The 11,621-nt window shown below is 70.1% G+C and carries 9 protein-coding genes and 1 pseudogene; 5 read left to right on the top strand and 5 right to left on the bottom strand.

The window, feature by feature from the left end; all coding sequences use genetic code 11:
• Nucleotides 1-30: 30 nt before the first annotated feature.
• The gene (locus ACFYZZ_RS19715) at nt 31-1,089 is read left to right on the top strand and encodes an AraC family transcriptional regulator (protein ID WP_389177269.1); all 1,059 of its coding nucleotides are present in this window, start codon (nt 31-33) and stop codon (nt 1,087-1,089) included.
• A 44-nt stretch (nt 1,090-1,133) separates the two neighbouring features.
• Here ACFYZZ_RS19715 and ACFYZZ_RS19710 read toward each other — a convergent pair.
• Both ACFYZZ_RS19710 and ACFYZZ_RS19705 read right to left on the bottom strand, forming a co-directional pair.
• Nucleotides 1,134-1,269: pseudogene (locus tag ACFYZZ_RS19710) on the bottom strand (IS5/IS1182 family transposase); the annotation flags it as partial.
• A 381-nt stretch (nt 1,270-1,650) separates the two neighbouring features.
• Complete coding sequence (locus tag ACFYZZ_RS19705; RefSeq protein ID WP_389177267.1) at nt 1,651-2,607, bottom strand: GlxA family transcriptional regulator; 957 nt, start codon at nt 2,605-2,607, stop codon at nt 1,651-1,653.
• Nucleotides 2,608-2,740: 133 nt separating this feature from the next.
• Between ACFYZZ_RS19705 and ACFYZZ_RS19700 the strand changes: the two genes are divergently transcribed.
• The 3 genes from ACFYZZ_RS19700 (at nt 2,741) to ACFYZZ_RS19690 (ending at nt 5,017) form a co-directional block, all read left to right on the top strand.
• A complete protein-coding gene (locus ACFYZZ_RS19700; RefSeq protein WP_389177264.1) occupies nt 2,741-3,697 on the top strand; it encodes a proline dehydrogenase family protein in 957 nt (318 codons plus the stop codon).
• Between the two features lie 176 nt (nt 3,698-3,873).
• Nucleotides 3,874-4,206, top strand: coding sequence for a hypothetical protein (locus tag ACFYZZ_RS19695; protein WP_389177261.1), 333 nt, complete (start codon nt 3,874-3,876; stop codon nt 4,204-4,206).
• 235 nt (nt 4,207-4,441) lie between these two features.
• Nucleotides 4,442-5,017, top strand: a complete 576-nt coding sequence (locus ACFYZZ_RS19690; RefSeq protein WP_389177258.1) for a YceI family protein — start codon at nt 4,442-4,444, stop codon at nt 5,015-5,017.
• Here the strand turns inward: ACFYZZ_RS19690 and ACFYZZ_RS19685 are convergent.
• From ACFYZZ_RS19685 to ACFYZZ_RS19675, 3 genes are all read right to left on the bottom strand, one after another.
• Nucleotides 4,995-6,116: an RNA polymerase sigma factor gene (locus tag ACFYZZ_RS19685; protein WP_389177255.1), complete on the bottom strand. Its 1,122-nt coding sequence runs from the start codon at nt 6,114-6,116 to the stop codon at nt 4,995-4,997. The genes ACFYZZ_RS19690 and ACFYZZ_RS19685 overlap by 23 nt on opposite strands.
• 68 nt (nt 6,117-6,184) lie before the next feature.
• Nucleotides 6,185-7,915 carry a sigma-70 family RNA polymerase sigma factor gene (locus ACFYZZ_RS19680; RefSeq protein ID WP_389177252.1) on the bottom strand — a complete coding sequence of 577 codons (1,731 nt, stop codon included), beginning with the start codon at nt 7,913-7,915 and terminating at the stop codon, nt 6,185-6,187.
• A gap of 44 nt (nt 7,916-7,959) precedes the next feature.
• The gene (locus tag ACFYZZ_RS19675) at nt 7,960-8,433 is read right to left on the bottom strand and encodes an ATP-binding protein (protein WP_389177249.1); all 474 of its coding nucleotides are present in this window, start codon (nt 8,431-8,433) and stop codon (nt 7,960-7,962) included.
• 244 nt (nt 8,434-8,677) lie between these two features.
• Here ACFYZZ_RS19675 and ACFYZZ_RS19670 point away from each other — a divergent pair, with 244 nt between their 5' ends.
• Nucleotides 8,678-11,527 (top strand): LuxR C-terminal-related transcriptional regulator, encoded by a 2,850-nt coding sequence (locus ACFYZZ_RS19670; protein WP_389177246.1) that lies wholly within the window; start codon nt 8,678-8,680, stop codon nt 11,525-11,527.
• The last annotated feature ends 94 nt before the right edge of the window (nt 11,528-11,621 follow it).

Genomic DNA, 11,621 nt, shown 5'->3' with positions numbered 1-11,621 from the left:
TGGTCGCCAGTACGGCCCTGGAGAGAAGCCATGCCCGAGGCACCCAGTCCGGAGAACGGCACCACGCGCAGCACGTCGGCGACGATCTCCCCGAACATCCTGCGCTACCTGAGCCAGATCACCCGGGAGTACGGCGTCGACCTGCAACCGGAGCTGACACAAGTGGGTCTCGCCGAGAGCCTGATGGCATCGGCGGCCCTGCGCGTCTCCTACCGGCAAGGCAGTGCCGTCATCCGACGCGCCGTCGAACTCACCGGCGACGAGAACCTGGGCCTGCGGGTCGGAGCCGCCCAGCACCTCACCGCCTGGGGTCTCCTGGGTTTCGCCATGCTCGCCAGCGACACCCTCCAGGTGGCCATCGAGACGGGCGTGCGCTTCCAGAACGTGTCCGGGGCCATGACGGTCTGGTCGGCCGGCCGGGAGGGCCCCGACTACGTGGTGCGGGCCGACCTCCCGGATCCGGTGGTCGACCCGAACGTCGCCGTCTTCCTCATTGAGGAGGCGTTCTCCAGCGTCGTCACGCTGGGCCGCCTCGCCGCCGGCGCCGGCCTCGCACCGCAGGACGTCCACTTTGCCTTCCCCGCTCCGCACGACGTCCAGCCGTTCCGTGACCTCTTCCGCTGCCCGCTGCACTTCGGCGCCTCCCACAACCGCATGGTGGTGCCGCAGGCATGGATCAACCGGCCGATGCCGGGCCGCGATCCGGTGACCTACGCCTCGACCCTCGAACTGCTCGAAGCGCAGATGGCCCCGCGCCGCCAGCAGCAGGACCTTCTGGAGGTACTGGAGATCTCCGTCGCGCAGAGCCTTCCGGACGTCCCCTCCTTCGCCGAGCAGGCCCGCAGACACGCGTCGAGCGAGCGCACGCTACGCCGCCGCCTGGCCGACTGCGGCACCTCCTACGAGGCGATCGTCGAGGGCGTACGGCGCGAACGCGTCGAACAACTCCTGCACCGCCCCCACCTCACCCTCCGCGAGGTGGCTCGCCAGGCAGGCTTCTCCGACGAACGCGCGCTGCGCAGGGCGGTCCGCAGGTGGCACGGCGTGGCGCCGCTGCAACTGCGGGAGGGGTTCCTAAGCGCCCCGTAAGGGGCGCGGGGCTGTGTTCATGTGCGGCTCCGCCGCGTGGGCGCGACGATCTCCCGTATCTCGTACCGGCCCTGGTGACCGCTGACCGAGGGTTGCGCGGCCTTCCACGCGGCGATCACCGGCTCGATCAGCGCCCACTGCCCGTCGGACAGGACGGTTGTAGGGCTTGTGATCGCTCACGGGGTTCAGCCCAGCACGCCCGAGCCACCGACCGGTCCCGGATGCCACAGTCCCACGCGTTCAGGTGACGGCAAATCACCTATCAACTCGCATGTCGTCCTCCCGGGAGTGATCGCGCCGCGGATCGATCACTCGTGATCTTTTCCGTTATCGCTGCTGGTCGGATTGCGCGAAGAAGCGAATCAGCTCCTTTGAGAGGAACTCCGGCTTCTCGTCGGGGATCCAGTGCCCGCAGTTTTCGGGGTCTTCGATCTTCAGCGGTGCGCGTCGCCTGGGCCGCTGACGTGGAGTCGCGGTCGGTGACGGCTTGCCCACCTGGTTCTGTTCATGAGGACCGACAGCACTGCGCGGCCCGTGTGGAGCTGTGGCGGGCGCGGATCGTCAGCCGGTGGGCAGGGTCCTGAACGCGCGCCGGTACGTCTGGGGCGTCGTGCCGAGGTGTCGGGCGAAGTGGTGGCGGAGGTTGTCGACGGTACCGAAGCCGGTGCGGTGGGCGATCACGGTTACTGGATCGTCCGTGGTCTCCAGGTGGTGCTGCGCGAGCAGGACCCGCTGTCCGGTGAGCCATTGCAGCGGAGTGGTCCCGGTCTCCTGCCGGAAGCGTCGGGCGAAGGTCCGCGGGGAAAGGTGGGCACGGTTGGCCATTGCGTCGACGGTCAGGTCCTGGTCGAGGTTGGCTTCCATCCAGGCCAGGACAGGGGTGAGAGACCCAGTCCCCTCTCGGGGGAGGGGGCGTTGGCGGTACTGGTGCTGGCCGCCGTCGCGGTGCGGGGGTGTGACCATGCGGCGGGCGATCGAGTTGGCGACGGCGCTGCCGTGTTCCTTGCGGATGAGGTGGAGGCAGGTGTCGACGCCGGCGGCCGTGCCGGCGCCGGTGATGACCGGGTCCTCGTCGACGTAGAGCACGTCCGACTCGACCCGGGCACGCGGGTGGCGGCGGGCGAGTTCGTTGGTGTAGCGCCAGTGCGTGGTGCAGCGTCGCTCGTCGAGCAGCCCGGCCTCGCCCAGGAGGAAGGCCCCGGTGCAGATGCTCAGGACCCGAGCGCCACGCTGCACAGCAGCCCGCAGTTCCTCGGTCAGGTGGTCCGGCTGGCGGACGTTGAGGTCGTAGGCCGGGACGCAGATGAGGTCCGCCGAGGCCAGCCGCTCCAGGCCGTGCCGGGCCCGCACCTCGAAGCCGTGGCGGGTCGGCACGCTGTCGCCGGTGGCCGAGACAAGAGCGAAGTCGTACACGGGCAGCGAGTCATCGCTGCGGTCGATCCCGAAGACCTCGCAGAACACGCCCAGCTCGAATGCGTGGGCACCCTGAAGAGCCAGGACGGCGATGTCGTGAAGCACAGGTTCCCGATCCCCTCTCACGACGATGGCAGGAATTTCAGCTTACCTGTCGTTTCTGCCACTCTCAGGTGGGAGCCCCGGTTTGGAAGGCTCGCAGGCGTTCATCCATCCCGCGAACAGCTAGGCACAGCGCATGACCACACAGACCCCCGCCACCAACGCCGCCTTGTCGTCACAGGCTGCCCAAGTCCTGCGTGGGCTTGCGCTCGACGAGGAGCTGAAGTGGCGCGTCCCAGGCGACCCGGTCCTCGGCCCTCTGGCCCGCAAGGTTGCGCGGCGGTACGTGGCCGGTGAAACCCTGCCCGACGCCCTGGACCGGGCGCGGCAGGTCCTGGCCGTCGGCCACCGCGTGAACGTCGAGTACATGGGCGAGAGCTGCCGCGACCCGCAGCGGGCCACGGAAGAGACCGATACCTTCCTCTCCGCGGCCCGTCTGCTGCCACCGGGGTGCTCGATCTCCCTCGACCTGTCCCACATCGGCCTCGCCGTCGATCCGGAGCTTGCCCTTGCCAACGCCTCCCGCATCGCCGAGGCCACTGCCGACACCGGGCGTGAGATGGTGATCTCGGCTGAAGGCTCCGACCGGACCAACGAGGTGCTTGCCCTGCACCGCAGGCTGTGCGAGCGGTTCGACCATGTGGGCATCACCGTCCAGGCACGCCTGTATCGCACCGCAGACGACCTGTCGGAGCTGCTTTCCCGTCCCGGCCGCATCCGCCTGGTCAAGGGCGCCTTCCTCGAACCTGAGGCCATAGCGCACCGGCGCGAGGCCCCGGCCCTGACCGCTGCCTATCTTGCGTATGCGCAACAGTTGGCCGACTCGGGCCATCTGTGCTCCTTCGCCACCCACGACTGGGATTTGATCAACCGTATTGACCAGCACCTCGGAGGGAAGGGCACCGATTCCGATCCTTGGGAGTTCGAGACCCTCCTCGGCCTCGGGCCCGACCGCCTCCAGGCCATGGCCGAGCGCGGCCACCCCACCCGGGAGTACATCGTCTTCGGCACGGAATGGTGGCTCTACGTCTGCAACCGAATCGCCGAAGACCCCCAGCGCCTGCTCCAAGCCCTCGTCGACGCGGCCGCATGACCTCTACCTGATGCGGGCCCACGTCATGATGCCTGAGCGCACTGCCCTGCGAAGCGTCAGCGACCCGACGGCCAGAGCTGTTCCGCCGCAACGACAGCCTCGGGCCGCTCCTGACTCGCTATCGAGCGCGTGATCATTTCTGTTTTCCGGGGAGAAATCAGGCAGGAGCCACGGGCTTGCTCAACGATACGACGTTGCTGCTCGGCCTTGACGGGGTGTCTGTCGTCCGGGTCGAGCGGCTGGAGGCCGGCACCCGGCGGGTGCACCTGACCACCGTCGACGAGGGAGCGCGGGCCTGCCCGGTCTGCGGGGTGATCTCGGTGAAGCCGAAGGGCACGGCGGTCACCCGGCCCCGCCACCTGCCGTACGGCGAACGCGGACTGGAGTTCCGCTGGCACAAGCGCCCACAGGACTGCCGCGCGCTGTTCGGTCTGCTCCGCGCCCACGAGATCCACGCTGTCGCGCTCGCCTTGAGCGCGCGTGACGGGGAGCGCGTCGGGGTTTCTTAGGTGTAGGTGGTCCCCGGCGCGCTTATTGCTGCGTCCCACGGCATCGGCCAGAGTGATCGGGCCCCGAGGCATCCATCCGCACAGCCGCATCGGGGGTTCACAGCCCGGAATCACCGTTCTGCCGGTCCCAGGCGTGGACCTGTGCTGACGGCGCCGGATCGACGCGCCGTCCTGTCATATGGCGCTGTCGGTCTGTCGCCGTGACCCGCTTTGCCGCCCGTCGACCCACGCACCGATGGAGAAGATCACCATGCTCGGCACCCCCGTCGACATCGACCGTCTCACCGGCGTCTGGCGGATCGACCCCGCCCACTCCGAGGTCGGTTTCGCCGTGCGCCATCTCATGGTCCGCGTGCGAGGTGGCTTCACTCGCTTCTCCGGCACCATCACCGTTGCGGAGAACCCCGCACGGTCCGGAGTGTGGGCGGAGATCGACACCACGTCGGTCGACACCCGCCATGCCGGACGGGACACGCGTCTGCGGTCCGCCGACTATCTCGACAGCGACCGTCACCCGACGGCATTCTTCGAGTCCTGCCGGGTCGGCAGGAAGGACGGCCGGTACGTCGTCGAGGGGCAGTTGACCATTCGGGGCGAGATGCGTCCGGTCACCTTCGATCTGTTTCTGCTGGGTGTGGAGACGGATGCATCGGGCGGGACCCGAGCCGGATTCCGGGCGTATTCCCGGATCAGCCGCTCGCAGTTCGGGGTGACGGGCAATGTGCCCCTTCCGGGCGGACGCGCGCTGATCGGCGACACCGTCATGCTGGAACTGGAGATCCAGGCGGTCAAGGATGGTCCACGGACGTGATGCCGGCCGGGCCGGGCGGTCGCTGCTGGCCGGGTTGCTCCTGACAAGAGGTCAGCAGGAGCATGCCCACGCCGACGCCGGCCAGGAAGCCCCCGATTGCGACAGTGGCACCGGAGTGGGGGAAAGGGAGCGGGCGTCTGTCCCTTCTGTGACGCCCTGGAACCGTGGACGACGTGTTCGCGGTGTTCGCCGTGGCAGCAGCGGTCGTCGGTGCAGGAGGCCGGTGCGCAGGCTGCGCGGGGGCATCCGCGCGGAGCGACTCCACCAGCCTGGCCAGGAACGCCGGTTCGTTCAGGGGTACGGGGATCGCGGCCTTCGCCCGCAGATACGGCTCGCCGGTCCACCATCCCAACAGCCGTACCGGCAACTGTGCTTCGAGTTGCCGGTCAAGCCGGGTCACGTCCTTGTAGACGCTCATGCAGGCGGAACAGGCGCGCAGGTGGGCCGCGAGTTCCTTCTCCGGGGGCACCTCGGGCCGTTGCGCGAGGCGTCTAATCGCCTCCCTGCAGTCCTGCAGTTCCAGCCGTTCCAGATACAGGTCCGTACGGGCCTGGCGCAGTGCGCTTCTGGCCTGGTCGCACGCATCCGGAACCGCATGGGGTGGCAGCCCCGTAATGCGGGCCGTCAACGCGGGAGCGTCGCGGTCCACCACCGAGTGCCACAGCAGACGCTGGGCGCTCATCGGGAGGCGCTCGAACGCGAGGGCCAGCTGTCCGTCGTCACCCCAGGGCCACCGGGATCCCGCCGCGACCCAGTCACGGAAGTCCGGTGACAGGGTCTCGGGCTCCTGGTGCCAGCTCGTGATCGCGGTTGTACGGACGTTGCCCAGTAAGTGGGGGCGCAGACAGCCGGGGTGACGGCGCTCGACGAAGGACTCGCCGGCCAGTATCTGTTGCAGCAGGCCGGCGAAGACATGCGCGGTCACCTCCTGCGCCTGCAGCGGACCCACCATGCACTGGAAGGCGTACGCCTGCACGGCGGCGTAGTGGCGGCGGTAGAGCTGCCGGAAGGGTTCGACCTCTCCCTTGCGGATCGCAAGCATCAAGGCCGCGTCGGAGAGGGGCTGCTGTGGCGGCCGCAAGCCCAGGAGCAGGTGCATCGGGGAGCCATCCATTCAAGTCCGGTCGATCAGCCCGCACAGCCGCGATGCCGGGCTACGGTGACGTGCTACGGGGTCGCTGCGACTGCCGTTGCGTCGGCAGGAGCGGAGGGGGTACGGACGGGCCCGTACGTCGGCTCCTCGGCGAAGTACCGGAGCCGAGGGCAGTTGTAGTAGTTGAACGTGAGCACGACGGAGGCGTTCGTCGCGGACGGTGTGTTCCCCTCCCACCAGTCGAGCATCCCGAGCTGCATCTCGTCCCATGGCTTGCCGTCGTCGGCTTCGGCGCGTACGAGGAAGCTGCCGTCGCTCGCACCCTGGAACGGCTCGAGGCGGAACAGCTGCCCTGCTCCCGAGGGCTGGCAAGAGCCCGTCGTCACGGCCAGGTTGACGGCGTTCTGCCGCACTCGCCGACGGCTTGCGCCGTAGTCGACGCACTCACCGGTGGCGGCGTTGCGCAGCAAGCCGTAGCCCCGATTCCGGTCGAGCGACACGGCTTCCCAGACCTGGTCCCGGCCGCCATCGCAGGGGTTCTGAACGACCGTCGTGCCGACGGGCTCGACACACTGATTGCCGAGTCCCGCGTTGCGAAGCGTGCCCGCCCACGTGACGGTTCCGAGGCGGGCGCGGTGGGAGGCGGCCGGTCCCGCGGGAACCGTATGTGATCCGGCCGCCGTGGACGGCTCGGCCGGGCGTGACGGTGCGGGCCGGGAGGGCTCGGCCGTGACGGTGACGGGTGGCGGCTCGGCGACGACCGTATGGGTCCGTACGGCCTGCGCCTGCGCGGACGAGCGCTCCGTGCCCCGGCCGTCCGACCGCAGGGGCAGGGCGAGGACGGCGAGCCCGACGGCGGCCACGATGCCACCGGCGATCGCACCCGAACGCAGTGGGGAGCCCCCGGCCCAGGAACGACACGGCGTACGGCCGTCCGGGCGGGCATCGCCTTCCGGAGCCCTGGATGCCCTCGCCACACCGGTGGCCCGTACTCCGGTCTCGGTCATCCTGGCAGCCGAGTAAGCCCTGCTGCCCCACAGCAACACCGCCGCCGACAGTGCCGGGCCCAGTCCCTCGTCGAGGCCGGTGAGCTCGGTCAGCGCGCCACGGCAATGCGGGCACTTCACGAGATGCCGGTCGAAGTCCTCGGTACTGCGCCAACCCGTGCGGACGACCGCGCCGAGCATGGGGCGGTAGCGGCGACAGGCATCGCTGCCGGCGTGGTCGTCGAGGGCGGCCAGGCAGGTCTCCCGCAGGCCGTCCCGGGCCCGCTCGGCGAGCGTGGCGACGTCGCCCTCGCCCGCGCCGAGCAGCAGGCCGACGGACCGGGCCGGATCCCCTTCCACCGCGGTGTGCCACAGCACGGTCTGCCGACGCTCGGACAGCGACCGGAACGCCCGGAGTACGAGGCTGCCTTCCTCCAGGAGGAGCATGCGCGCCGCACTGCTGTCCGCCCCCCGGCCCTCGGGCAGTTGGGCGAGCCATCGCTCGAATTCCGGTGACAGGTCGCTGCGGCGTGTCGTGTCCGCCCAGTCGGCGGCGGTACGGCGGACGGCGGTGAGGAGGTATGGGCGCCAGGCCGCCTTGGGACCGCTGCCGGACCGTACGGTCTGCAATGCCCGCGTGAAGGCCTCCGAGGTGAGGTCCCCGGCGGTGCGCGAGTCGCGGCAACAGACGTATGCGTAGGAGAGAACCGCTGGACGATGCCGCCGGTGCAGCTCCTCGGCCCAGGCGTCGGATCCCGGGTTTCTCAGGAAGCCGGTGAGCTCGGCGTCGGAGGTCGGTTCGTGGTGGTCGTCAGCCATGGGCCAGTCAAGCCTTCCAAGTGCTGTGGGCGACGGTTGGTGTACTAGGGCCCCGTAACGGGGAGACGGGCTACGACTCGGGTGCCCGCCGAGGTCGGGTGGATCGTGCACCAGCTGGTGCAGGCCCTGACCAGGTCCAGTCCTCGTCCGAATGCGGCGTTCTCGTCCTCTGCCACACGGCGGTTGGTGCCGCGTTCCAGCCACCGGCCGGAGTCGGTGACCTCGACGGTCACGTCCAGCCCGTCGAAGACGATCAGCGTGGTGACGTCTTCAGTCCCGCTGTGGAGCACGGCGTTCGTCACCAGTTCACTGACGACGAGTGACGACGTTGCGGTCGGATCTTCAGGGAGGGCCCAGCGCCGCGCTGCATGGCGCGCGAACTGTCGTGCCTCGGGCACGGCGGCATCCACCGCCCGGGTGATGCACAGCGCCCAAGACCACGTCGACCCCGGCCGCACTGCTGGGGCGGGCCACGGGCAGTCGGCGGTGACGGAGCGAAGGCCGTCGATGATGGACATGCCGATATCTCCAGGAGTGATCGCTGATTGGTTGTGCGGGGCATCGCTCCGACCGTGGCCGCCCGCGCACCACCACGACAAGCAGGAGTAGCAACTTACGGATACGTAATAACGCTGAGTACCCACGCCGCCGTCCGATCCTCTGGTTCGATACAACTCGGGCGCTGCGCGATCACGCGGCTGACCAATCACCAGGGGTCAAGGCGGCGTCCTGGCAAGCGCGGAAGAATCACAGGGGGCCGTGATGCGTGAGCGCGAGTGGGAGACGGCGGTACGCCAGCCGCTGGCATCGGCCGCGCCGGATGCGGCGGTGCTGTTCCTCGTCGCCGGAGCGGCGGGGACGGGCAAGACCCGCTTCGTGAAGTGGCTTCTCGCGCTTCCGGAGTTCGCAGGGATGCCTCGCCTGCAGGTGATGTTCAAGGCTTCGGGCGCCGTTGTCGTCCAGGAGTCCGCCCGCCCGAGAGAGACCACGCCAGCGGTGCCGGACTCCAGGTCCGCACGTCGTCCCGCCGGTACCCGGCCCGCAGCCCTGGCGACGCCGGCGCCGACTCCGTTCGCGGCCTCCTCGCTGGGAGAACTGGCGTCCTCGCTCGGCACCAGTGCTCCGGTGCTGCTGGTGGTCGAGGACGTGCACCGTGCGGACGTGCAGGACGCCCGGCTGCTGCGCACCCTGCTGGCTCATCCTCCGGTGGGATTACGCGCGGTGCTGACCTACCGCCCCGAGGAACTGGCACATCCCGGGCTGGTGCTGGGCGCTCCGGTGGGCTACCCCGCCGAGATGGCCCTGATCCGACTGACGCTCGGCCCGCTCGACGAGAACGAGGTCCGCCGGATGGCGGTGGAAGCACTGGGCGAAGACCGTTGTCCGCCCCAGTTCATCACCCGGCTCTACGAACGCTCGGGCGGCGTCGCGCAGGCCGTGGCCGATCTCGTGACAGAGCTGAAGACTGCCGGTCCGCTACCGGGCGGGAGGCCCACGGTGGCCGGCCGGGCCCGTTTGACCGCGAGGCATGTGGACGAGGCCGCGGTGCCGGTCCGGCTCACCGAACTGGTGGTCGGCCGCATGGCGGCGCTCGACGATCAGACCAGACGCCTGGTGTGGGCGGCGGCCGTGCTCGACGAGGCCACCACGGAGGACGAGTTGGCCTCGGTCGCCGCCTTGTCGGCGGAGAGCGGCCGGGACGCGTTGACGGCTGCTCTTTCCGAAGCGGTGCTTCATGAGCTCAGGCTCGGACAGTACGGGTTCCGCGTGCCGATGGAGGCCGCGGGCGTGTATCAGCTGCTGCCCGGCCCGGTCCGACGGGAGCTGCACGCTCGCGCGGCCGACGCCCTGGAGGCCAGGCGCCCCGTACAACGGGCGCGGCTGGCCCGCCACCAGTTCGCGGCCGGCCGGACGATGGACTGGCTGCAGAGTGTGGAGAACGCCGCGTGGGAGGCCGCCGAGGCCGGGAACCACCAGTTGGCCATCGCGTTGCTCGAGGACACGCTGGCGCACCCCGGAATACGGCAGGAGAACCGGGCTCGGCTGGCCCTGATGCTCGCCCGCAGCGCGTACAGCGGGCTGCATTCCGAGCAGACGGTCGAGGTGCTGGGACGACTGGTCGACGACCCCGAGTTGCCCGCCGTCGTGCGGGGCGAGATCCGGCTGGACCTGGGGCTGCTCATGGGAAACCAGGTCGGGCGGCCGAACGAAGGACTTGTCGAACTCACCCGAGCCGTGGAAGAGGTGAGTGCCCGGCCGGCGCTGGCGGCACGGGCCATGGCGGCGCTCGCGCTGCCGTACTGGCCGGCCGGCACGCTGGCGGACAATCTCACCTGGCTGGCGCGGGCCGATGCGGCAGCAGCCGAGAGCGGGGATGCGGCGGTCCAGGCGGCCGTCGCGGCGAACCGGGCGACAACGCTGCTCAGCGTGGGCGATGCGGACGGGTGGCGGGAGCTGGATCAACTACCCAGGGAAAGCGATGACTTACGGGTTCTCAGCCACTCGGCCAGGGGCGTCTGCAACGCCGCTGACGCGGCGATCTGGCTGGGTGAGTATGCGCGGGCGCGGAAGCTGCTGGTCGAGGGACCGAGGCTGGCTGTGCGCAGTGGGGATCTGTATTCCGATCAGATGGTACACAGTACGGCGCTGCTTCTGGATCTGGTGACCGGCCGCTGGGCGGGCCTGGCCGACCGGGCCCGCGCATATGTGACCGAGGCGGGCGAGACGCCGTACAGCGCGGGCGATGCCATGCTGGTGCTCGGCATGCTGGCCTTGGCGAAAGGCGAATGGGGTCAGGTGGGCTCATGGCTGACGGGCGCCGTCGGCCCGTCTGAGGAAGGCGGCCCGGTACCTGTGGCAGCGGCCGCTTCGGGCGGTCGCGTCAGGCTCGCGCTGGCCCGCAAGGACCTGGGGGCCGCGGCCCGGGGAGCCGCCGACGCGTGGGCCGGACTGCGGGCCAAGGGCGTATGGGTATGGGCCGCCGAACTGGCCCCCTGGGCCGTGGAGGCGACAGCCCGCGCCGGTGAGCCCGGAACGGCACTGGACATGGTGGAGGAGTTCGCGGCAGGCATCGCGAACAGACACGCACCCGCCGCCACGGCGGCGCTCACGTGGTGCCGGGGACTACTGGCCGGGATCGGCGGAGAGTTCCCGGAAGCAGCGGAGCGCTTCCGCCGCGCCCGTACGTGCTATCAGGCCCTTCCCCGGCCCTACGAGGCGGCTCTCGCCGCGGAGGCGGCGGGACGGTGCGCCGCCCTGGCAGACAGCCCGCAGAGCGCTGCGGGCATGGAGGAACTGACCGCTGCGGCAGAGGAGTTCGAAGCTCTCGGGGCGACCTGGGACGTAGCCCGGGTGCGGGCGGCACTGCGGGCCCATCCCGCCGCGGAGCGACGCCCGCCCGGCCGTCCCCGATACGGCGAGCGGCTGTCGCCGCGTGAGCAGGAGGTGGCACAGCTCGCCGGCGCCGGCCTGAGCAACCGCGAGATCGCGGCCACCCTGCACCTGTCCCCGCGAACCGTGGAGCAGCATGTCGCGCGCGCCCTCAAGAAGCTGGGCGCGGTCTCGCGGCACGACCTGGCGCAGCCGGACCCGGACGGCACACAGGGAAACTGAGTACGCGGCTCACCTGCCGCGCAGTTGATTAGGTACCCGTGATCTCCCACCTCGGATTGGTAACCACCCTGCGCCGACCCTAAGTTCGTTGCAC

Origin of the sequence: Streptomyces sp. NPDC001816, from assembly GCF_042892235.1 — a bacterium.
In the GTDB taxonomy this organism is placed as follows: Bacteria; Actinomycetota; Actinomycetes; order Streptomycetales; family Streptomycetaceae; genus Streptomyces.
This window is presented reverse-complemented; position numbering and strand designations above follow the sequence as displayed.